We start from the raw sequence: 21,429 nt of genomic DNA, 5'->3' as shown, positions 1-21,429 counted from the left end.
GCCCCGCGCCGATGGGGATGCCGAGCGGCCCGTTCGGCGGCTCGTTCGGGGGCGGTTCGTTCGGCGGCGGCTCCTTCGGCGGCAAGTGACCCGCCGTCCCACCTGTAGGACACACAAGGGCCCGGGGAACTCCCTCTCCCCGGGCCCTTCGCGTTCCGGCCACGCACCGGTCACATGGCCGTACCTCTGACGCCGTACCCCGCAGCCGTACCGAGGCCCGGCGGCCGCACCCGCGCCTGCCGCCCTACTTGCCCTACTGCCCTACTGCCCTACTGCGCCAGGCGGCGCACCGCGGCGTCCACCCGCTCGTCGGTCGCGGTGAAGGCGATGCGCACGAACCGCTCTCCGGCGGGCCCGTAGAACTCGCCCGGCGCGACGAGGATGCCGCGCTCGGCGAGCTCGCCGACCGTGTCCCAGCAGGGCTCGTCACGCGTCGCCCACAGGTAGAGCGACGCCTCGCTGTGCTCGATACGGAACCCCGCCGCCTCGAAGGCGCCGCGCAGCGCGGCCCGGCGGCGGGCGTAGCGTGCCCGCTGCTCGGCCACATGGGCGGTGTCGCCCAGCGCCGCCACCGTGGCGGCCTGCACCGGGGCCGGGATCATCATGCCGCCGTGCTTACGGATCTGCAGCAGGTCGTCGAGGACCGCCGCGTCGCCGACGAGGAAGGCCGAACGGTAGCCCGCGAGGTTGGAACGCTTGGAGAGCGAATGGACGGCGACGATGCCGTCCACCGTGCCGCCGCACACGTCCGGGTGGAGCACCGAGACCGGGTCCGCGTCCCAGCCCAGTTCCAGGTAGCACTCGTCGCTGAAGAGCAGCACGCCGTGCTCACGCGCCCAGGCGACGGTACGGCGCAGCTCCTCGGCACCGAGCACCCGGCCGGTGGGGTTGGACGGCGAGTTCAGCCACAGCAGCTTCAGGTCGCTGGGGTCCAGTTCGCACGGATCGTCGTAGACCACCGGCTCGGCCCCGGCCAGCCGGGCACCCACCTCGTACGTCGGGTAGGCCAGGCGCGGGTAGCCGACCCGGTCCCCGGGGCCCAGGCCCAGCTGGGTCGGCAGCCAGGCCACCAGCTCCTTGGAGCCGACGACCGGCAGCACGTTCGCATGCTCCAGGCCCTGGGCGCCCAGGCGGTCGGCGGCCCAGCCGGTGAGCGCGTCGCGCAGTGCGGCCGTCCCCCACACCGTCGGGTAGCCGGGGCTGTCGGCGGCCGCGGCCAGCGCCCGCTGGACCACCCCGGGCACCGGGTCGACGGGCGTGCCAACGGACAGGTCGACGATGCCGTCGGGGTGCGCGGCAGCGGTGGTCTTGTACGGCTCCAGCCGGTCCCACGGGAAGACGGGGAGCCGGTCGCGGGGGGAGACGGGCTGGGGGGTGGAGGCTGCGCCCACGGTGCTCTCTTTCTCGGTGGTGCCGGACCGCTCGGCGGCGCCGGGGCTTCCCGGTGGTGCCGGACTGCTCAGCAGCGCCGGGCTGCCGGACGCCGGCGCGAAAAAGCCCGCGGTCCCGTAGGGCTGGGCCGTACGGGACCGGGCGGTGTCGGTTCCGCACGGCGTACCCGCCGTACGGGACCCGGGCGGCGCCGTGCGACCGCTGGTGACGTCGGGGGCCGGAGGGAGCGGACGGCTCCCTCCCCCGGCCCCGGACCCTTACTGGTTCTGCGGCGGCAGCTCTGCGATGAAGGGGTGGTCGCGCTCGATCAGCCCGAGCTTGCTGGCGCCACCGGGCGAACCGAGCTCGTCGAAGAACTCGACGTTCGCCTTGTAGTAGTCCTTCCACTCATCCGGAGTGTCGTCCTCGTAGAAGATCGCCTCGACCGGGCAGACCGGCTCACAGGCTCCGCAGTCGACGCATTCGTCCGGGTGGATGTACAAGGACCGCTTGCCCTCGTAGATGCAGTCGACCGGGCACTCCTCGATGCACGCCTTGTCCTTGATGTCGACACAAGGCTGCGCGATGACGTAGGTCACGCTGTCGTTCCTCCTCGGTAGGGCCGGCGGACCGATCGGCGGTACCGCCACGGGGCGCGCGGGAGCGCGGCGTCGTCGATGCCCGCCACCTAGTATCTCCGTTCCTGGGCATGAGACGAACAAGAGGGGCGGTTTGAGCGATGGCATTCCTGGCCGGCGGTCGCGCGGAGGTCCGCATCACCCGTGCTGACGTGGGCAAAAGGGTATCCGTCCGGCGCCGCACGGGGGGCGGGGAGGGGGAACCGGCATTCACGGACGTGGTCGGCGTGCTCACATCATGGGACGAGGATGTGCTGAGCATCACACGTCGCACCGGTGAGTGCGTACAGATCGAGGAGTCGTCGCTGGTGGCGGCCAAGACCGTGCCCACCCGCCCGGCCCGGAGGAAGGTCCCCGCCACCACCGCCCGCGAGCTCCAGCAGGTCGCGGCCCGCGGCTGGCCCGCCGTCGAGACGGAACGTCTCGGGGAATGGACGCTACGGGCCTCCGGCGGATTCACCCGGCGGGCCAATTCCGTCCTGCCGCTCGGCGACCCCGGCCTCCCCCTGGACGCGGCGCTGGAGCACATCGGCCGGTGGTACGAGGTGCGCGGGCTGCCGCCGGTGATCGCGGTCGCCACCGGGCGGACGGAGGGCGACCGGGCGCTCGCCGCGGAACTGGAGCGGCGCGGCTGGGCCGCCGAAGGGCACACCCGGGTCCTGATCTCCGGGCTGGCACCGCTCGCCGACACCGCCGCTGACGCTTCCCCTGGCCCTGCCCCTGCCGGGGGTGCCTCCACCCACGTCACCCTGACCCGGGAGCCGGGTCCGGAGTGGCTCGCCCTCTACAACCGGATCGGCGACGGGATCGGCGTGGGTGCGGGCGCGGGGTCGGGTGCGGACGCGGGGTCGGGTGCGGACGCGGGCGCAGGCGCGGGCGCGGGGTCGGGTGCGGGATCGGGGTCGGGGTCGGCCGCGCTGAAGGTCCTGACCGGCGGGCCCTCGGTGTGGTTCGCGACGGTACGCGGCGCCGACGGCGGGACGGCGGCGATCGGCCGGCTGGTCGTCGACGGTCGCTGGGCCGGCTTCGCCGCCATAGAGGTGGCCCCGGACGAGCGGCGGCAGGGCCTGGCCACCGCGGTGACGGCGGCGCTGGCCGAGCGGGCCCTGGACGAGGGCGCCTCGGCCGCATACCTCCAGGTCGAGGCGGACAACACAGGCGCCCTCGCGCTCTACGACCGGCTCGGCTTCAGCGACCACCACGGCTACCACTACCGCCGCCCCCTGCCGCACACGGGCGCCGGCACCGGACGCGTATCCCACTGATCGCCGACCGCTGAGCACTGAGCAGGTATCCCGCCGGTATGGCCAGGACAATGAACACGACCCAGGACAATTGATCCAGGACGACCATCCCGGCCGGCGGCCCCAGGACGACCGACGCAGGACGACCGGCCCCAGGACGACCGACGCAGGACGACCGACCCCAGAACGACCGACCCAGGACAACGGATCCAGGCAACGGATCCAGACGACGGATCCGGGACAGCTGACACGGCCGGCCGGCCCCGGACGATCGAGGGACAGCGATATGGCCCAGGAACCCGATCAGGAACCCGATATGGCCCCGGAACCCTCCGGACCGGAGCAGGACGCCCGCGCCGAGCGGCGGCGGCTGTTCGCCGACACCGCCCGCGCCGAGCGGCCGGACCTGGCGCTGCTGTGCCTGCTGATCGGCGCCGAGGCCGATCCCGCACTGGACCCCGCCGTCCTGGACGAGGCTCAGATCGAACTGGACCGCCTGGCCGGGCTTCTGCCCTACCACCCGGCCGGCGGCCCCGGCGCCTGGGCCCGCAACGTCGCCGAACTTCTCGGCACCCGCTGCGGCTTCGCCGGCTCGCCCGGCGACTACCGGCGGCTGGAGTCCTCCCTGCTGCACGAGGTGCTGCGGCGGCGCCGGGGCCTGCCGATCCTGCTGTCGGTGGTGTGGATGGAGGTCGCGCGGCGGGCCGGCGCCCCCGTGTACGGGGTGGCTCTGCCCGGGCACTTCGTCGTCGGCTTCGGCGACCCGTACGGGGCCCATGTCCTGGCCGATCCGTTCGCCGGCGGGCGGCTGCTCACCGGTGACGACGCGGCGCTGCTGGTGGCGGGGGCGACCGGCGGGCGGCTGACCGCGCCGATGACGGAACCCGCCGATCCGCTGGACATCGTGCTGCGGGTGCTCAACAACATCCGGGCCTGGGCGCAGGCCCGCCCCGAGCACAGCGCGGTGCAGCTGTGGGCGCTGGAGCTGTCCCTCCTCCTGCCCCGGCATCCGGCGCGGCTGCGCCACGAGCACGCCCAACTGCTCGTCCAGCGCGGCGAGTTCCTCGCCGGAGCGGCCGAGCTGGAGGAGTACGCCCAGGTGGTGGAGGCCGTCGAGCCGGCGGGCGCGAAGGCCGTCCGGCGTCAGGCCGCCGCGGCCCGCGCCATGCTCAACTGATCCGTGGCGGGCGGGCGCCGCCGGACCACCAGTACGGTCGCGTCGTCCAGCAGCTCACCACCGGTGAAGCGCTCCAGGTCGGCGCGGAGCCTACGGGCCAGCTCGGGCGGCTCCAGATCCGTCCAGCCGGCCAGCCGAGCGGCCAGCGGATAGAACTCGCCGTCCTGGCCACGCGCCTCGGTCACTCCGTCCGTGCACAGCACCACCCAGTCCCCCGGCTCAGGGCGGATCCGGACGCCGCGGCGCGGCTCGCCGGTGAGCGCGCCCAGGCCCAGCGGGAGCCCGCCCTCACCGTCCCGGCGCTCGTGGACCCGGCCGCCGCGCACCAGGTAGTACGGGATGTGGCCGCAGGACAGCATCCGGCCCCGCGCCAGCTCGCCCGGGCCGCACACCTCCATCAGCAACGCCGTGACGAAGCGCTCGTCGGTGCCCTGCTCGAGGGAGCGGGCGTTGTAGCGGGTCAGCGCCTGCTCCATGCGCTCGGCCACCGAGTCCAGGGACTCCAGGTGCTGCGCGGCCTCCCGGAAGGACGCCAGCACCTCCAGGCCCGCGCCGATCGCCGGCATGCCCTTGCCCTGCACATCGCCGATCATCAGCCGCAGCCCGTGCGGGGTCTCGATGGCCTCGTAGATGTCGCCGCCGACCCGGGCGCCCTCCTGGGCGGACACATAGAAGCCGTACGCCTCGACCGGCCCGGCGACGAGCGGCAGCTCACGCAGCATCGCCCGCTGCACGGTGTCGGCCACCAGACTCGTCCGTTCGTACAGCGCCTCACGCTGCAGCCGGGTGCGGCACAGCACCAGGGCGAACACCGCCACCAGGTACTCGCCGAAGATACCCACCGCCCGGCTCGCCGGAGCCCAGTCCGGCACCGCGAAGAGGTCGACGTAGGTCAGCGACGCCACGAAGACCGCCGCCACCAGCCGCGTCTGCGGAAACGAGCAGCGCAGCGCGGCATACAGCGGCGCAAGCCCCAGGAACGCCGAGATATGCAGCTCCGGCCCGGTCGTCGCGTCCAGCGCAGCCACCACGACGATCGCCAGGCTCAGCAGCGCGGCGGTACGACGGCCGCTCTCCCACGAGCGGGGACGATGGGCTCGATGGGCACCTCGATGGGCACGATGGGCTCGCATAACACTTCAAGCCTGCTCGACACCACCCCACACCGCACAGGGGCAAAGGCCCCGGCCCAAAGCCACAGCCCAAAGCCCCAGACGACAGCCCCAGCCCAGGCCCCGGCCCCAGAGCCGACGCTCGCCCCTCAGCCCCAGCCCGAGAGCCGGCCTTGCCCGTCAACCCCAGAGCCGGCCCGAGAGCCGGCCTTGTCCCTCAACCCCAGAACCGGCCTTTGTCCCCCGCCCTAGAGCCAGCCCTTGTCACGGGCCGTGCTGACCGCCTCGGCGCGATTCCGGGCGCCGGTCTTCTGGATGGCGGTGGACAGGTAATTGCGCACCGTGCCCTGGGACAGATGCAGGGCGGCAGCGATCTCGGCATTGGTGGCGCCGTCCGCCGCCGTCAGCAGGACCTCCCGCTCGCGGTCCGTGAGGGGGCTGGCGCCATCGGCGAGCGCGGCCGCCGCCAGTACGGGGTCGATGACCCGCTCGCCGCGCAGCACCCGCCGCACCGCGTCCGCGAGCCGGGCCGCCGGGGCGTCCTTGACCAGGAAGGCCTGCGCACCGGACTCCATGGCGCGGCGCAGATAGCCGGGACGGCCGAAGGTGGTGAGGACGACGACCTTGACGCCGGGCAGCTCGTCGCGGAGGGCGGCCGCGGCGTCCAGTCCGCTGATGCCGGGCATCTCGATGTCCAGCAGTGCGACGTCAACGTCCTGCGCCCGCGCGGCCGGCAGCACCTCGTCCCCGCGTGCCACCTGCGCGACGACCTCGAGGTCGCCTTCCAGCGACAGCAGCGCGGCCAGCGCCTCCCGGACCATCGACTGGTCCTCGGCCAGCAGGAGTCTGATCATGCGGGCCAGCTTAGCCAGGTTGGCCGAGGGGCTTGCTTGGCCGGGGGGCTGTGCTTGGTGTGCCTGGGCCGCGGTTCCTTGTTTACGGCAACGATTACGGAGAGTTATTTGTTCCTGCTATTGCTACGTTCTGTGATTTTGGTGGGGGTGGGGTGCAGGGGGTCGGAGGGGGGGATGGGGTGGAAGCGTCGGTGGAGGTTGTGGGGTTTGTGGAGGTTGGTGCGAGCAGGGGGACGTAGGCGTGCAGGGCGAAGCCGTGGGTGCGCGGGGCGGGGCCGGTTTCCAGGCGGCCGTCGGCCAGGGCGAGGCGTTCCCGCAGGCCGCTGAGGCCGTTGCCGTCGTGCTGGGCGCGGGGCGGGCCGGCGCCGTCGTCGAGGACAGAGAGGCGGAGGTAGTGGCGCTCGTCGGCCTCCCACTCCTCGGTGAGGAGGAGTTCGCAGCGGCGGGCGCCGCTGTGCCGTACGACGTTGGTGACGGCCTCACGGAGCGCCCAGGCGAGGGCGCCCTCCTCGTCGGCCGCCAGGCCCCGGTGCTCGCGCTCCAGCGCCGGGTCGACAGTGAGCGCGACTCCGGCGGTGCGGAGCGCGGCGCGCGCCCCGGCCAGCTCGACGGCGAGCTGTGGGCGGCGGTAGTCGGTGACCGCCTCCCGGACGTCGATCAGCGCCTGTCTGCTGACCCGCTCGATGTCCGCCACCTGCCGGGCGGCGTCCTCCGGCCGGTCGGGAAGCATCCGTCCGGCCAGCTCGCTCTTGAGCGTGATCAGGGAGAGCGAGTGGCCGAGGAGGTCGTGCAGGTCACGGGCGAGGCGCAGCCGCTCGTCGTTGGCGGCGAGGCGGGCGACCTCCTCCCTCGCCTCGCGCAGTTGCTTGGTCGTACGGATCAGATGCTGCACTCCGAGCATCGTGAAGCCGGCCGCCAGGCAGGGCAGGGCGTAGGCGAACAGGTAGGCCGCGATGTCCGGGGAGCGCAGCCCGATGGCGATGACCATGGTGGTCCCTGCCGGGATCGCCCACCGCGCCTGGGCGAAGGGCAGCACCACCGCCGCCGCGACGTTGACGAACGTGAACAGGACCAGCCAGTTGGGACCGAGCGTCAAAGACAGCGTGGCGGCCAGCGCTCCCAGGGCGACTACTGCCGAGAGCACCGCCGGCCCGCTCTGCGGGAGGTGGAGCAGCTGCCGGAAGAGCAGAGCGAAGTATCCGCCGATGAAGGCGACGAGACCGGCCCAGCCCAGCACCTCGTGTGCGAGGGGGATCCCGCCGTCGAGCAGCTGCCCGACGGGACCGATGAGGTACAGGAACCAGATGGCGATCCACGCCGCCTTGCCCAGTGCCTGCCTGCCGGTGCGGGGCCGGTTGCCCATCAGCAGCGGGTTCCGCTCGGTCTCCGGCTCGTTCATGCCTTGCGTGCGTCCTTCCGGTACAGCCATGCGGCAGCCGCCGCGAAGACCAGAAGGTATCCGATAAGGAGCGCGATGTCCTTGACGTCCGGAGCGCCGCCGGCCTCGACCGCCTGGCCCAGTGCGGCGTAGGCATGGGTGGGCAGCCACTCGGCGATGTTCTGCACCCACTGCGGCAGGATCGTCAGCGGCATCCACAGGCCGCCCAGGAACGCCAGCACGAAGTAGATCAGCATCGCGATCGGCCGGACCGCGTCGCCGCTGGCCAGATAGCCGATGGCCACACCGAGCGCGGCGAAGGCGAAGCTGCCGAGCCAGGTGGCAGCCAGGATGGCCGTCCACTGCCATGCCTCCAGGCGTACGCCCTTGACCGCAGCGGCGGCGATCATGACGAGCAGGATCGACGGCAGGCTGATCGTCGCGGCGGCGGCCATCTTGGCCGCGACATAGCCGCGTCCGGGCAGCGCGGTCAGGCGCAGCTGTCGCACCCAGCCCTTCGCCCGCTCCTTGGCGATCGCCTCGCTGTTGCCCAGCAGTACGGCCGTCATGGCACCGAACGCCGCCATGGCGACCATGTAGTAGAGGGGCATGCTCAGTTGGGTGCCCGGGATCGGCTTGTTGTCCGCGCCGCCCGCGATGATCAGGTAGAGGAGCGGCGGGTAGATCACCGAGAAGAACATGAACTTCTTGTTGCGCAGCGCTCGGGTGACTTCGAGTTTGATCAGGGTGGTCATGGTGTGGTCTTCCGGGCGTGGTCGGGCGTGGTGGATGCGGACGCGGAGGACGTCGGTTCAGGCGCGGTGAACGTCGGTTCGGACGCGGTGGACGTCTTCGGACGCGGCGGATTCGGAAGCGGGAGATTCGGAGGCGGTGGTGAGGGCGATGAACGCCTGCTCCAGGCCGAGGCCGGCGACCTCCAGGTTGCGTGGGTACAGCCCGAGGCCGTAGAGCGCGTGCACCGTCGCATCCGCGTCGGCGGACTGGATACGGACCGTGCGTCCGGACACCTCGACCGCGGTCAGGAACGGCAGGCCGCGCAGCGCCCCGTGGTCGATCGGCCCGTCGAGGTCGAAAGCGATGCGGCGGGCGCCCGCCCTGGCCTTGATCTCGGCAGCGGTACCGTCGGCCAGCACCCGGCCCCGGTGCAGCACGATGACCCGGTCGGCTATCTCGTCGGCTTCTTCGAGGTAGTGGGTGGCGAACAGGACCGTACGGCCCTGCTGGGCCTGTCGGCGCATCGCACCCCAGAAGGCCTGGCGGGCCGAGACGTCCATGCCGGTGGTGGGCTCGTCCAGGACGATCAGGTCGTTGGCGCCGGCGGTGGCGAGGGCGAACCGTACGCGCTGCTCCTGGCCGCCGGAGAGCTTGTCGACCATCCGGTCGGCGATCTCGGTGATGCCGGCGGTGGCCAGGATCTGGTCGAGGGGGTAGCCGTGCGGGTGCAGGTCGCGGGCCAGCTTGACCAGCTCCCTGACTTTGACGCCCTCCATCAGGCCGCCGCTCTGCAGCATCGCACCGACCCTGCCCTGTTGGATGGCACGTTGCGGCGTCGTACCGAAGAGGGTGACGGTGCCGGAGTCGGCGCCGCGCAGCCCGAGGAGCAGGTCGAGGGTGGAGGACTTGCCGGCGCCGTTCGGGCCGAGGAGGGCGACGGTTTCTCCCGGATGCAGCTCCAGATCCAGGTCGGCGACCGCGCGCACCGCGCCGTAGCGCTTGTTGACCTGACGGAAGCTGACCACGGGTGCCCGGGCCGCCCCCCTGGCGGTGGTGGCTGTGGTGGTCGAGGTGATCGTCATGCCATTCAGCTTCCGGGATCCGCCGGGTGTGCGGCAGTGTCGGTTGTCCGCACTGCGGCATGACATCTGTCATGGGTGAGCCCCAGGGTCCGCTCGCGCTGTGCCGAGCGGGCACCCCTGGGGCCCATTCATCCATGGCCTTCAGGCGATGTCCATCGTCCGTCAGGCGTTGTCCGCGCCGATGGTCTGGATCCGTTCGGCCGGGGTGGTGCCCTGTAGGGCCTTGGCGACGGCGCTGGCCACCTCTTCGACGGTGACCGGCTTCTTGGAGCCGTCGCCCTTGGTGAGCAGGACGCCGTTGAAGGTGTCGCCGTAGAGCTCCTTGAGGGCGGCCCGGTCGTAGAACGGCACGAGTTCGCCGCCGCTGCCGACCTTGAAGGACAGGAACTTCGGGATGGACTTCTGGGGGCTGAAGGAGACCGCGTGCGCCGCGTCCGTACGGACCGTCACCAGGCCGGACATGGCGGGTTCGGCGTACTGCTTCATCGCCTTGTCGACGGCGTCCCTGCCGACCCTCGGCTGCTGGGTGCTGCTGGCGAGCACGACGGGCGTCTCGGCCCCGGTGGTGACGCGGTCGCGGTAGGCGTCGGCGACCTTCTGCTCGGACGCCTTGGCGTCGATGGCCTTGTAGGGGGTGCCGTAGCGCGGTACGGCCTTGCCGTTCTCGAAGGTGATACCGCCCTCGGCGGCGTTCCCGGCCCCCGCGAGGCTCCGCAGGGCGACCTGGATCTTCTCGTGGTCGACGACCATCGCCGGTTCGGCCGTCCGCGCGGCGCCGAAGAGGGAGCCGATGACGGAGACCGGGTTGTAGTCCCGGCCGGCGGCGTTGCGGACCGTCGTCTGCAGATCGACGTCCAGGCCCGCCTTCGCGGGGTCGAGGGTGACGGTCCTGCCGTCGACGGTGAGCTTCAGCGGCGTGGAGCGGCGGTCCTTGAGCGCCGGCTCCAGCTTCTTGACGGCCTCCTCCTTGCTGGTGCCGCCGATGTCCACGCCGAGCGCGGTGGTGCCGTTGGGGACGTCGGCGTGGTCGAGCAGGAGTCCGGCGCCGTAGGCGACACCGGCCAGGACCACGACGGCGACGCCGACGAGGACGAGCTTGTTGCGGCCCTTCTTGGGCGGGTTGATCGGCTCGGGGATCTTGGGTCGCGGCTTGGGGGCGGCGCTCTCGCCCGTACCGGCGGGGGAAGCGGCGAACGGCGACGGCGCGTTCTTCGGGGCCGAGCCCGAGGCCGGGCCGTCGGTGCCCGGGGTGGCCGGGATGCCGCTGACGAGCGTGTCGCCGGAGATGCGGTCGCGGCGGCCGGCGCCGGGGCCACCAGCTCCTACGCCGCTCTGGGAGCCGGGCAGTCCGCCGGAGATGCCGCGGCCGGAGCCGACGCCACTGCCGGGACCGGTGAGGGGCGCGGGCGGCTGCGGAGTGAGCTCGGCGGTCTCGTCGAGGGCCGGGGGCGTGCTCCGGGGCGTACCGGCGGCGCCCGCGTGCGGGTCGCCGAAGCCGGGCGGAAGGTTGAGTGCGGAGTCGCCGCGGGCCGGTCCGGTCGTCGGACCGCTGGGGCCGCCGGCCGGGGCGTCGAACGGGCTGTGGTCACGCGGCAGGCCGACGCCGGGTGCGTCGAATGGTGTTCCGCTGTGCGCGAGGGGGTCGAAGGGCGCCTCGTCGCCGCGCGCCGTACCGGGCACCGCACCGGACGGCACCGCACCGGACGGCGTGGCACCGGACGGACCCGACGGCATGGAACCAGGCGGCGTGGCACCGGACGGACCCGACGGCATGGAACCGCGCGGTGCGGCACCGGGCGGCGTGGAACCGCCGAATCCGAGTGCACCACCGTCCGGGACGCCTCCGTCCCGCGCAACGCCCTCGAAGGGCGCGGCACCGGCCGGGGGCGCCCCGTCGTCGTACGGCGACGGGGCGCCCTGCGTGGCCGCGGCCGGGGCCGGCCCGTCGGAGAAGTACGGCAGATCGGGCCGCTGCTTGGGGGTGCCGTGCGGCGGGGTGCTGCCGCCGGGGGCGGGCGGGGCGGCGTGGGAGCCGGTGGTCGAACCGGACGGCCCGCCCTGGGCCTTGCGCGGTGCGAACCAGTCGCTGGCCTTCTCGGCCCGGCTGCTCGCCGCCGCCTCGTCGGCCGGGGCGTGCGGCCGGGGGGTGCCGCCCGTGCGCTCCGCGGTCCGCTCGCCGCCACCGCCTGCGGCGGTACGGGGGGTGCCCCGGGAACCGGCGGGACCGGCAGAACCAGGGGAACCCGCAGGACCGGCAGGACCGGTGGGACCGGCGGAACCACCGGATGCGGCGGACCCGTTCGTACCGGGCTCCTCGCCGACGGGCTTGCGCACGACGACCGGCGGGATGGGACGCGAACCCGGAATGTTGATCTTGATCCGCGTGGTCAGCGTGGTCTCGGTTTTGGGCTCCTCCGGCCGCTCCGCGGCACCGGGCGCCGACGCATCGTCGGCGTCTCCCCTGGGCGAGCCGTACGGCGGCGTTCCTGACGGGTACGCGGCTGCGCCACGGCCCTGAAGGCCGGAGGACGAACTGTCAGATTCACGACTCAAAGCAGGTTCTCCCGGTTGGCTCCGCCGCTCGTCAGAGATGATCCCCGGCCCGAGGCCGAGGGGTGCCCCCAGGGCGGCGCGACGGCGCGCACCACCATACTGTCCGCCGCGGGCGGCCACCCGGCGAGCGTGCGAAGACCGCCGCCACGGGCGATACCCCTGCTCCGGGGCTGTTCACTCGCACTTACGGGGCCGTTCACCCGGACTTGCGGGGCATCCGTCCCGGTATGGACCACGTGGGGACCATGTCATCCACCGACTCGGCCGTACCGCACACCGGCGGCTCGCATCTGGGCCGCGGTGGCGCAGATCACAGCGGCGAGGATGCCGCCGAGCAGGAAGACGTACGTCCCGGCGCCGGGCCCGAAGAGGAAGTCGCCTTCCGGACGGACGTTGCCGAGCAGCACGAACACGGTCAGCAGCCAGGCCGCGCCGGGCACCAGCGCACCGGCGGTGGTGCCGGTGGCCCGGGCACCGCCGTGGAAGAGACCGGCGACCCCGCACAGGGCGAGCACCAACCCGCCGGGGAACCAGGCCGCTTGCAGCAGCGCGCCCGCGAACGCGACCAGCACACCGGCGACGAGGAGCAGGGCGTATATACCGATCCGAGCGGGCGTGAGGGGCGCGGCGGGCGCACTGCGGCCGGCGACCGGACCGCCGTTGCCGCCCTTCCCGCCCTTCCCTCCGGGGGCCGCACCGCCGTTGCCACCCTTCTCGCCCTTCTTGCCGGGGGCCGCGCCGGCGCCACCACCTGTCGCAGCGCTCATTCCGCCACCTCCTCGATCCGGGCATTCTCTTCCATACCCGTTATTTCCGAGCTGACCACGTCACCGTTACCCACACCGGCACCCCCACCAATACCGGCGAAGAGATCGCGCTCGCCCCGTTCATCCCGTTCGCCCCGTTCCTCCCCACCGGTCGCGGCACCCCGGCCGCCCTGCGCCAGCCGGTAGTACTCGGTGGCGAACAGCGGCTGCCCCAGGTCATTGGAGAGCGCGAAGAACGCCCCGTCGACCACGATCTGGGTGCGGTGCGCGCGCATCGCCGCGGCCTTCGCGGCGACGCACTCGGGGCCGCCGGAGATCGCGGCGGTGACCTCGGAGTCCGGCACCACGCCCGGTACCTCATCGACGGCGGCGATTCCGGAGAAGCCGTGGCCGTACGCGCGCAGGCGCGCGAAGCCCTCCTCGACCACGGTGCGGGGGTTGCAGTTCCAGTAGATCTTCTCGATCGCGTACGGGCGGCCCAGCTCGGGCCGGAAACCGTGCTCCGCGGCGAGCTCGGCGCCGCGCATGGCGACGCGGTGCGCCTGGATGTGGTCGGGGTGGCCGTATCCACCGTTCGGGTCATAGGTGACCAGGACCTGCGGCCGGATCTCACGGATGACGGCCACCAGGTCGGCGGCCGCCTCGTCGAGCGGGGCCCGCCAGAAGGCGTGCGGCCGCTCGTTCTGGGGTGCGCCCATCATCCCGGAGTCGCGATAGCGGCCCGGCGCGCCCAGGAAGCGGTGGTCGGTGACGCCCAGCGCGGCCATCGCGGCGGCCAGTTCGTCGGCGCGGAAGGGGCCGAGGGCGTCGTCGCGGTCCGGTGCGAGGTGGGCGAGCTCGGGCGGAATGACTTCGCCCTCCTCGCCGCGCGTGCAGGTCACGAGGGTGACCTGCACGCCCTCGGCGGCGTACTTGGCCATGGTCACGCCGTTGTTGATCGACTCGTCGTCCGGGTGGGCATGCACCAGGAGGAGACGGCGGGCGGGGGGCTCGGCGTGACGCTCGGGGGGCGGCTGGGCGGTCATGCGGACAAGCCTACGAGCCGCCCGCCGCGACCTCATCAGGCGATCCCGGCCACCCCCGGACCAGGGCTCGCGGCACGCCCGCGGGCCTGCCGCCCGGGCCCCGGCCCCGGCTCGTCACGCCCCGGTCCCGGCCGGGGCGTGACGGGCCGGGGCACATCAGGACGAGCGAGCCGGAGCGAGCAGGCCAGGGCGGGCGGCCGGGGCGGTCGGGACCGGGACTCGGGCGGGCGGACGGGTCAGAGCCTGATGCCCCCGAGCATGCTGGCGACGTTCGTCGTCAGGGTCTTGACCGTGGGCGCGATGGACGAGCTGGCGAGATAGAAGCCCAGCAGCATACAGACGAAGGCATGCGCCGCCTTCAGTCCGGACTTCTTGACGAGCAAGAAGACGACGATCGCCAGCAGCACCACCGCCGAAATCGAGAGTGCCACGGCGGCTCACCTCCAAGTAGCCATGGTCCGGACAGAGTTGGGCGGTGCGCGGACCACTGTCCGCGGACCGGCACACCGGGGGTATGCCATGGGCTCTTTACCCCGTACCCACTGTGCGCAAGGGATCATAACTTTCCGTTGAAGGGCATAAGTCGGAGCACGGAAGCAGAACGGGGGCGCACACGATCTTCACGGGTGCGACCACGGCGCGACCAAGATGAGCCCCACAGGCACTGCCGCCGGACCGGCACTGCTCCGGGACAGGCCCCGATCCACAGGTCGGACGCCGGCCCACCGGGCAGGTCCGAGATATCCACAGGCCAGTCCCAACCTGCCGGACACGTCCTAAGCTCGGCCCATGACAGGCATGACAGGACAGCCTTCGTTTCCGCGGCAATCCGCCCGTACGCAGCGCTTCACCCTGGGCGCTCCGCGCGGCTACACCATCGCGCCCGACGGTGCGCGCGTCGCCTTCCTCCGTTCCCGCTCCGGTACGGACCGCAGTCAGCAGCTGTGGGTACTCGACCTGAACGAGGGACGGGAGTTCACGGCGGCCGACCCGTACGCCCTGCTGGCCGGTGCGGAGGAGGACCTGCCCCCGGAGGAGCGGGCCCGCCGTGAGCGCAGCCGGGAGGGTTCGGCCGGAATCGTCGGCTATGCCACGGATTCCACCGTGGAGTTGGCGGCGTTCACGCTCTCCGGCCGGCTGTTCGTGTCCGAGCTGCGGGCCGGCACCACCCGCGAAGTCCCGGTGCGGGGACCGGTGGTGGATCCCCGTCCCTCGCCGGACGGCCGGTGGGTCGCCTTCGTGGCGGAGGGCCGGCTACGGGTGGTGGCGGTGGACGGCGCCGCGACATCGGACAACGACAGCGCCGTGACCGCGGCCGCGACAGGCGGCGGGCCGGCGGACCGGGTTCTGGCGGAGCCGGACGGCCCGGAGGTGGCCTGGGGCCTGGCGGAGTTCATCGCGGCCGAGGAGATGGGCCGCTACCGGGGCTTCTGGTGGTCACCGGAGAGTGACGCGGTACTGGCCGCACGAGTCGACGAGGCGCCGGTGCGGCGCTGGTGGATCTCCGACCCGGCGCATCCGGACCGTGAGCCGGCGCGGGTCGCCTACCCCGCGGCGGGCACCGCCAACGCCGAGGTCACGCTGGCGCTGTTCGGCCTGGACGGCTCGCGTACGGACGTCAGCTGGGACACCGGACGCTACCCGTACCTGGCGCGGGTCCACTGGTCCGCGGCCGGCCCGCCGCTGCTGCTCGTCCAGGCGCGGGATCAGCGTGACCAGCGGTATCTGACGGTCGACACAGCGACCGGCGCGACCAGGACGGTGCACGACGACGAGGACGAGGTGTGGGTCGAGCCGTTCCCCGGGGTGCCGGCCTGGACGCCGGACGGCCGGCTGGTGCGGATCGCGGACGAGGGCGGGGCGCGCCGGCTGTTCGTCGGCGACCGCCCGCTGACCGGGGCGCCGCTGCACGTACGGGCGGTGCTGGACATCGGCGCGGACGACGTCCTGTTCTCCGCGAGCGGCCCCGAGATGCACGACATCGGCGTCTACCGGGCGTGGTTCCGCGGCAGCGGCGACCAGGGCGGCTGGGAGAGGGTGGGCGGGCGTCCGTATCCGACGGTGTCCTCCGCGGTGCGCGGCGGTGCGCTGACCGTGCTGTCCCAGACCTCGCTGGAGTGGCCCGGTACGCGGGTCGAGGTGATCCGGCTGGATCCGGACGGCGGGGAGAAGCCGCTGGCCACGATCGGTTCGTATACCGAGGAGCCGTCGCTCACCGCCCGGCCGCGGCTCGTACGGGCCGGGGAGCGGGAGATTCCGTGTGCCGTACTGCTGCCCGACGGGTATACGGAGGCGGATGGTCCGCTGCCGGTGCTGATGGATCCGTACGGCGGGCCGCACGGCCAGCGGGTGGTCGCCTCGCACAACGCCCATCTGATCTCGCAGTGGTTCGCCGACCAGGGCTTCGCGGTGATCGTCGCGGACGGCCGGGGCACCCCGGGCCGCTCCCCCGCCTGGGAGAAGTCGGTCTCCCGGCGGATCGCGGAGATCACGCTCGACGACCAGGTCCACGCCCTCCGGGCGCTGGCCGGATCCTTCCCCCTCGATCTGGACCGGGTGGCGATCCGCGGCTGGTCCTTCGGCGGCTATCTGGCCGGGCTCGCCGCGCTGCGCCGGCCGGATGTCTTCCACGCCGCAGTGGTGGGCGCGCCGGTGACCGATCTGCGGCTGTACGACACCCATTACCAGGAGCGGTATCTGGGGCACCCGGACGCGGAGCCCGCGGTCTACGCGGAGAATTCGCTGGTCACGGACGAGGGGCTGTCCGGGGCGGTGGAGCCGCACCGGCCGATGCTGATCGTGCACGGCCTGGCGGACGACAATGTGGTGGTGGCGCATTCGCTGCGGCTGTCGTCGGCGCTGCTGGCGGCGGGGCGTCCGCACGAGGTGCTGCCGCTCTCCGGCGTGACCCATATGACGCCACAGGAACAGGTGGCCGAAAACCTGCTGCTCCTTCAGGTCGACTTCCTCAAGCGGTCGTTGGGGATGCCGAGCTGACGGTCAAGGCCCGCCCGGCCCGGCCGAAGGGGCCCTGCTGACAGCAGGGGACACCCCGAACGAACATCCGGGCAAAACGCAATAAATCCCACGACCGGCCGGGGAGCCGCCTGGCGTCCCGGCCGGTCTACGGCACCCGCACGGCCGTACGTTGTTCATCATGGCGCGTCCGTATATCGGTGATGCGACAGTGAAGTTGCCTCCATGTTAAAGAGGTTGGTACTCATATGTCACCCATGCCGTATATGGAACCCCCATGTCAAGCACGCCCGGGCGTCGATCTGCGCAATCTTCGCTCAAGAAGTGGGCTACCTGTTCCCGAGCACACCCGATCCCCTTGACTCCGCCGTAAATCACTTGCGAAAGTCCGCTCATCCAGCGGTGCTTGACCAGGTGCCGCTTCACGTTCCAAGAGAACTCGGCGCGGGGGCACTTCGCGATGACTAGTCCATCCCAGACCGCGGCTACCAAGTCCGACACTCCAGGACTTGGGCCGGAAGGTCTGAAGAAGGGGAAGAAGGGCAAGGGCGGTGAACTCACCGGCCGTTCCCCCGGCCGGCTGATGTGGACGCGATTCAAGCGCGACCGTACGGGCGTGGTGTGCGCGATCGTCGTCCTGGCCTTCTTCGTCGTCGCGGCGCTGGCCCCGGTGATCGGCGCGCTGTACGGCAAGGACCCGTACACCCTCTACGGCAACGAAAACCCCGACCTCCTCGACGAGTTCGCCTACCCCGCCGGTCCCAACGGCGGCATGTCCGGCGAGCACTGGTTCGGCATCGAACCGACGCTCGGCCGCGATGTCTTCATGCAGCTGATCTACGGCATCCGGATGTCGCTCGGCATCTCCGTCGCGGTGACCGTCCTGACCGTGCTCACCGGCATCGTCATCGGCGTGACCGCCGGTTACCTCGGCGGCAAGTCCGACTTCTTCATCAGCCGGGTGATCGACTTCCTGCTGGCCTTCCCGAGCCAGCTGACCTTCGTGGCCTTCATGCCCGTCGTGGTGGCGCTCTTCGTCTCCCCTGGCGATGAAACCCCCACATACGTACGGGTCTGCGCACTGATCATCGTGCAGTGGGCCCTGGGCTGGATGGGTCTGGCCCGGCTCCTCCGAGGACAGGTGCTCTCCCTGCGGGAGCGGGAGTTCGTCGAGGCCGCGCGGATCACCGGCGCCTCGCCCTGGCGGATCATCCGCAAGGAACTGCTGCCGAACGTGGTCACCCCCGTGCTGGTGCAGAGCACCTACATGCTGCCCCTCTTCGTCACCGCGGAGGCAGGTCTGTCCTACCTCGGCGTCGGCATCGTCGAACCGACGCCCGACTGGGGCCGGCTGTTCCAGGCAGCCGCCGTCTACTACGAGAACGACCCCACCTTCTTGCTCTTCCCCGCCGCGGCCATGGTGATCTTCGTGCTGTGCTTCAACCTGCTCGGAGACTCGGTACGCGACGCCTTCGATCCCAAGTCCGGGCGCTGATCGTCCGCTTGCGGGGGCTTGCTGTCACCCCCACCGGCCGGGTCTTCCTGCCCGGATGCCTCGACAGCAACATCTGAGACCCCAACTGACAGGCAGGTGCTTGGCAATCATGAACCCACTTTCCACGCGCAGAGCGCGCGCGGTGATCGTGGCCCTGGCGGCCGGTTCACTCGCGCTGACCGGCTGCAGCGGCGGCAGCGGCTCCGACAAGGACCACAAGTCGCAGACGGACGAGGACGCCGCGGCGCAGGCCAAGGTGATCCCGATCGGCACCGTCGCCGACTCCACCGGCCCGGCGGCCGACGTCAAGGGCTCGCGCTCCGGCGGCACCATCCGCGTGTACCAGCGTGACAGCTACAACCACCTGGACCCGGCCCAGATGTACGTCAGCGACCAGAAGTCGCTGTCGCAGCTGATCTTCCGCGGCCTGACCGCGTTCAAGCAGGACGACAAGGGCAGCACCAAGGTGGTGGGCGACCTCGCCACCGACGCCGGCCAGATGTCCGACGGCGGCAAGACCTGGAAGTACACGCTCAAGGACGGCATCAAGTTCGAGGACGGCAAGCCGATCACCTCGAAGGACATCCGCCACACCATCGAGCGGATGTACGCCCCGTTCATCACCGAGGGCCCGACCTACGTCCAGCAGTGGCTCTCCGGCAAGGGCACCAGCTACCGCAAGGCGCTGCCGGACGGTCCGTACAAGGGCGACCACCTGCCCAAGAACGTGCTGGACACGCCGGACGACAAGACCGTCATCTTCCACTTCGACAAGCCGCAGTCGCAGCTGCCGTACGCGCTGACGATGCCCGGCTACAGCGCGGTGCCGGACAGCGACAAGGACACCAAGGACGCCTACGACGTCAAGCCGGTGACCTCCGGCCCGTACAAGATCGCGTCGTTCAAGTCCGGCAAGTCCATGCAGCTGGTGCGGAACACGAACTGGGACCCGAAGACGGACTCGGTGCGCCACCAGTACCCGGACGGCTTCAACATCACCTTCAACCACCAGTATTCGGACTCCACCAAGCGTCTGCTGGCCGACCAGGGTGAGGCCAAGAACGGGGTGAGCTTCAACAACGCGGTCGACCCCACCCTGACCCGGGACGTGCTCAACGACAAGAGCGCCAGCAAGCGCCTGACGCAGGGCTACCAGCCCTACGTCTGGCAGATGAACATGAACATGGACCGCCTCAAGGACAAGAAGATCCGCGACGCGATCACCTACGCGATGCCCAGCCAGCAGATCGTCCGGATCAACGGCGGCACCTACGGCGGTGAGGTGGCCGGCGGCCTGCTCGCCCCGACCGTGGCGGGCTACGAGAAGGGCTACGACCCGTACGGAAAGATCGCCAAGCCCAACGGTGACCCGGAGAAGGCCAAGAAGCTCCTCAAGGAAGCCGGCAAGACGGGCATGAAGCTGGTCTACGCCTTCGCCAACACCGAGATCCGCCAGCGGGAGGCCGTCGCCATCGCGGACGCGCTGAACAAGGCCGGCTTCGACGTGCAGAAGAAGGAGATCAACGCGGCCTCCTGGTACCAGCAGATGGGCAAGGTCGACAACGGCTTCGACATCTACATGACCGGCTGGGGCCAGGACTGGCCGGACGCCTCGACCGTGATCCCGCCGTCGTACGACGGCACCACGATCCAGGACGGCGCCACGAACTACGCGCACATCCGCGACCAGCACGTCACCGACGAGATCAAGCGCATCGAGGCGATCGCCGACGTCGCCAAGCAGACCGAGGAGTGGCAGAAGCTGCACCACTACATCGTGGAGAAGGTCAACCCGGCCGCACCGGTCTTCTTCATCAAGTCCCTCCAGCTGTACGGCTCGAACATCGGCGGCGCCCGCTACAACCTGGACGTCAGCTACATCGACCCGACCACGCTGTACGTGAAGAAGTAGCCCCTTCCGGCACCTTCCTCACCTGGCGAAGAGCCTCCGGAGAGCGCGCACACGGCGGAACGCGCGCCCTCCGGGGCCTTCGCCCGCCACCCCTCACGCCCACTGCCGCCGCCGTCCTGAGAGCAGCGAACTGCCATGCTTCAATTCCTATTTCGCCGGACGTTCGGCGCTGCCGTCATCCTTCTCCTTCTCAGTGCCTTCACGTTCTTCGTGTTCTTCGGTGCCGGTGACCCGGCGATGATGTCCTGCGGAAAGAGCTGCACCGCGGACAACCTGGCGCTGATCCGCCAGAACCTCGGCCTCGACCAGCCGTTGACGACGCAGTACTGGGACTTCCTCGTCGGCATCTTCACCGGCCGCGACTTCTCCATCGGCCACTGCGACGCGCCCTGCTTCGGCTACTCCTTCGCCACCAAGCAGGACGTCTGGGCGACGCTCATGGACCGGCTGCCGACCACCGCCTCGCTGGCCGCCGGCGGCGCCCTGGTGTTCCTGACCGTGGGTCTGGGCACCGGACTGCTCGCCGCCTACAAGCGCGGCTCTTTCCTCGACAAGGTGCTCACCTCGGTCTCGATGGTGCTCAGTTCGGCGCAGATCTACATCCTCGGCCCGATCGCACTCGGCATCTTCGTCTACAGCGGCATCATGGACTCGCCCCGGTACGTGCCCCTCACCGAGAACCCCGCGGGCTGGTTCATGGGGCTGCTCCTCCCGTGGCTCGTGATGGCGACGATCTTCACCGCGCAGTACACCCGTATGTCCCGCTCGACGATGATCGAGCAGCTGCAGGAGGAGCACGTCCGGACGGCCAAGGCCAAGGGCATGTCCGGCTCGTACGTCTTCCTGCGCTACGCCTGGCGGGGTTCGCTGATCCCCATCGTGACCATCCTCGGTATGGACCTCAGCTCGCTGTTCGGCGGCGCGATGATCACCGAGTTCACCTTCTCGCTGGCGGGTGTCGGACGACTCGCGGTCGACTCCGTCATCACCCTGGATCTTCCCATGGTCATGGGCGTGATGATCTTCAGCGCCGCCCTGATCCTGCTGTTCAACATCATCGTGGACGCGACGTACGCCTTTATCGACCCGCGCGTGCGCCTGTCCTAGGAG

Annotated in this window: 17 protein-coding genes; 6 read left to right on the top strand and 11 right to left on the bottom strand. The window is 71.2% G+C overall.

Going from position 1 to position 21,429, the window contains the following annotated elements; genetic code table 11:
* Positions 1 to 269: 269 nt before the first annotated feature.
* Together dapC and fdxA are read right to left on the bottom strand one after the other, a co-directional pair.
* Positions 270 to 1,391, bottom strand: coding sequence for a succinyldiaminopimelate transaminase (gene dapC, locus AZE13_RS02885; protein WP_066926430.1), 1,122 nt, complete (start codon positions 1,389 to 1,391; stop codon positions 270 to 272).
* A gap of 258 nt (positions 1,392 to 1,649) precedes the next feature.
* Positions 1,650 to 1,970: a ferredoxin gene (gene fdxA, locus AZE13_RS02880; RefSeq protein ID WP_066926429.1), complete on the bottom strand. Its 321-nt coding sequence runs from the start codon at positions 1,968 to 1,970 to the stop codon at positions 1,650 to 1,652.
* Positions 1,971 to 2,110: 140 nt separating this feature from the next.
* Between fdxA and AZE13_RS02875 the strand changes: the two genes are divergently transcribed.
* Together AZE13_RS02875 and AZE13_RS02870 are read left to right on the top strand one after the other, a co-directional pair.
* Positions 2,111 to 3,274, top strand: a complete 1,164-nt coding sequence (locus tag AZE13_RS02875; protein WP_066926428.1) for a GNAT family N-acetyltransferase — start codon at positions 2,111 to 2,113, stop codon at positions 3,272 to 3,274.
* Between the two features lie 295 nt (positions 3,275 to 3,569).
* A complete protein-coding gene (locus tag AZE13_RS02870) occupies positions 3,570 to 4,430 on the top strand; it encodes a transglutaminase-like domain-containing protein (protein WP_066926425.1) in 861 nt (286 codons plus the stop codon).
* On the opposite strand, the gene AZE13_RS02865 is transcribed toward AZE13_RS02870, so the two are convergent.
* From AZE13_RS02865 to AZE13_RS02825, 9 genes are all read right to left on the bottom strand, one after another.
* Positions 4,397 to 5,563: a PP2C family protein-serine/threonine phosphatase gene (locus tag AZE13_RS02865; RefSeq protein WP_079123637.1), complete on the bottom strand. Its 1,167-nt coding sequence runs from the start codon at positions 5,561 to 5,563 to the stop codon at positions 4,397 to 4,399. The genes AZE13_RS02870 and AZE13_RS02865 overlap by 34 nt on opposite strands.
* A 227-nt stretch (positions 5,564 to 5,790) precedes the next feature.
* Positions 5,791 to 6,396: a response regulator transcription factor gene (locus tag AZE13_RS02860; RefSeq protein ID WP_066926423.1), complete on the bottom strand. Its 606-nt coding sequence runs from the start codon at positions 6,394 to 6,396 to the stop codon at positions 5,791 to 5,793.
* Positions 6,397 to 6,490: 94 nt separating this feature from the next.
* Complete coding sequence (locus AZE13_RS02855) at positions 6,491 to 7,795, bottom strand: sensor histidine kinase (RefSeq protein WP_079123636.1); 1,305 nt, start codon at positions 7,793 to 7,795, stop codon at positions 6,491 to 6,493.
* On the bottom strand, positions 7,792 to 8,529 hold the full coding sequence (locus AZE13_RS02850) for an ABC transporter permease (RefSeq protein ID WP_066926421.1): 738 nt from the start codon (positions 8,527 to 8,529) through the stop codon (positions 7,792 to 7,794). The genes AZE13_RS02855 and AZE13_RS02850 overlap by 4 nt, the downstream gene beginning before the upstream one ends.
* 57 nt (positions 8,530 to 8,586) lie before the next feature.
* Positions 8,587 to 9,591, bottom strand: a complete 1,005-nt coding sequence (locus AZE13_RS02845; protein WP_066926419.1) for an ABC transporter ATP-binding protein — start codon at positions 9,589 to 9,591, stop codon at positions 8,587 to 8,589.
* A gap of 162 nt (positions 9,592 to 9,753) precedes the next feature.
* Complete coding sequence (locus AZE13_RS02840) at positions 9,754 to 12,144, bottom strand: hypothetical protein (protein ID WP_066926417.1); 2,391 nt, start codon at positions 12,142 to 12,144, stop codon at positions 9,754 to 9,756.
* A 248-nt stretch (positions 12,145 to 12,392) separates the two neighbouring features.
* Positions 12,393 to 12,911 carry a DUF6113 family protein gene (locus AZE13_RS02835; protein ID WP_066926415.1) on the bottom strand — a complete coding sequence of 173 codons (519 nt, stop codon included), beginning with the start codon at positions 12,909 to 12,911 and terminating at the stop codon, positions 12,393 to 12,395.
* A complete protein-coding gene (mshB, locus tag AZE13_RS02830) occupies positions 12,908 to 13,936 on the bottom strand; it encodes an N-acetyl-1-D-myo-inositol-2-amino-2-deoxy-alpha-D-glucopyranoside deacetylase (RefSeq protein ID WP_066926413.1) in 1,029 nt (342 codons plus the stop codon). Before mshB ends, AZE13_RS02835 begins: the two co-directional genes overlap by 4 nt.
* 236 nt (positions 13,937 to 14,172) lie before the next feature.
* Positions 14,173 to 14,367, bottom strand: coding sequence for a hypothetical protein (locus AZE13_RS02825; RefSeq protein WP_066926411.1), 195 nt, complete (start codon positions 14,365 to 14,367; stop codon positions 14,173 to 14,175).
* 367 nt (positions 14,368 to 14,734) lie between these two features.
* Here AZE13_RS02825 and AZE13_RS02820 point away from each other — a divergent pair, with 367 nt between their 5' ends.
* The 4 genes from AZE13_RS02820 to AZE13_RS02805 all read left to right on the top strand — a co-directional run bounded on the left by AZE13_RS02820 (position 14,735) and on the right by AZE13_RS02805 (position 21,426).
* Complete coding sequence (locus AZE13_RS02820; protein ID WP_107288221.1) at positions 14,735 to 16,933, top strand: prolyl oligopeptidase family serine peptidase; 2,199 nt, start codon at positions 14,735 to 14,737, stop codon at positions 16,931 to 16,933.
* A 439-nt stretch (positions 16,934 to 17,372) separates the two neighbouring features.
* Positions 17,373 to 18,407, top strand: a complete 1,035-nt coding sequence (locus tag AZE13_RS02815; protein WP_079123635.1) for an ABC transporter permease — start codon at positions 17,373 to 17,375, stop codon at positions 18,405 to 18,407.
* A 109-nt stretch (positions 18,408 to 18,516) separates the two neighbouring features.
* Complete coding sequence (locus AZE13_RS02810; RefSeq protein WP_066926408.1) at positions 18,517 to 20,319, top strand: ABC transporter substrate-binding protein; 1,803 nt, start codon at positions 18,517 to 18,519, stop codon at positions 20,317 to 20,319.
* 135 nt (positions 20,320 to 20,454) lie between these two features.
* Positions 20,455 to 21,426 carry an ABC transporter permease gene (locus AZE13_RS02805; RefSeq protein ID WP_066926407.1) on the top strand — a complete coding sequence of 324 codons (972 nt, stop codon included), beginning with the start codon at positions 20,455 to 20,457 and terminating at the stop codon, positions 21,424 to 21,426.
* Positions 21,427 to 21,429: the final 3 nt, after the last annotated feature.

Source organism: Streptomyces sp. NBRC 110611, from assembly GCF_001590865.1.
In the GTDB taxonomy this organism is placed as follows: Bacteria; Actinomycetota; Actinomycetes; order Streptomycetales; family Streptomycetaceae; genus Streptomyces.
The sequence above is the reverse complement of the archived record's forward strand: the minus strand, read 5'-3'. Positions and strand labels throughout refer to the sequence as shown.

What these genes read in the sequence shown, in the direction of transcription:
- AZE13_RS02875 (WP_066926428.1), top strand. Translation starts at nt 2,111, where the DNA reads ATGGCATTCCTGGCCGGCGGTCGCGCGGAGGTCCGCATCACCCGTGCT.
- AZE13_RS02870 (WP_066926425.1), top strand. Translation starts at nt 3,570, where the DNA reads ATGGCCCCGGAACCCTCCGGACCGGAGCAGGACGCCCGCGCCGAGCGG.
- AZE13_RS02865 (WP_079123637.1), bottom strand. Translation starts at nt 5,563, where the DNA reads ATGCGAGCCCATCGTGCCCATCGAGGTGCCCATCGAGCCCATCGTCCC.
- AZE13_RS02860 (WP_066926423.1), bottom strand. Translation starts at nt 6,396, where the DNA reads ATGATCAGACTCCTGCTGGCCGAGGACCAGTCGATGGTCCGGGAGGCG.
- AZE13_RS02855 (WP_079123636.1), bottom strand. Translation starts at nt 7,795, where the DNA reads ATGAACGAGCCGGAGACCGAGCGGAACCCGCTGCTGATGGGCAACCGG.
- AZE13_RS02850 (WP_066926421.1), bottom strand. Translation starts at nt 8,529, where the DNA reads ATGACCACCCTGATCAAACTCGAAGTCACCCGAGCGCTGCGCAACAAG.
- AZE13_RS02845 (WP_066926419.1), bottom strand. Translation starts at nt 9,591, where the DNA reads ATGACGATCACCTCGACCACCACAGCCACCACCGCCAGGGGGGCGGCC.
- AZE13_RS02835 (WP_066926415.1), bottom strand. Translation starts at nt 12,911, where the DNA reads ATGAGCGCTGCGACAGGTGGTGGCGCCGGCGCGGCCCCCGGCAAGAAG.
- mshB (WP_066926413.1), bottom strand. Translation starts at nt 13,936, where the DNA reads ATGACCGCCCAGCCGCCCCCCGAGCGTCACGCCGAGCCCCCCGCCCGC.
- AZE13_RS02820 (WP_107288221.1), top strand. Translation starts at nt 14,735, where the DNA reads ATGACAGGACAGCCTTCGTTTCCGCGGCAATCCGCCCGTACGCAGCGC.
- AZE13_RS02815 (WP_079123635.1), top strand. Translation starts at nt 17,373, where the DNA reads ATGACTAGTCCATCCCAGACCGCGGCTACCAAGTCCGACACTCCAGGA.
- AZE13_RS02810 (WP_066926408.1), top strand. Translation starts at nt 18,517, where the DNA reads ATGAACCCACTTTCCACGCGCAGAGCGCGCGCGGTGATCGTGGCCCTG.
- AZE13_RS02805 (WP_066926407.1), top strand. Translation starts at nt 20,455, where the DNA reads ATGCTTCAATTCCTATTTCGCCGGACGTTCGGCGCTGCCGTCATCCTT.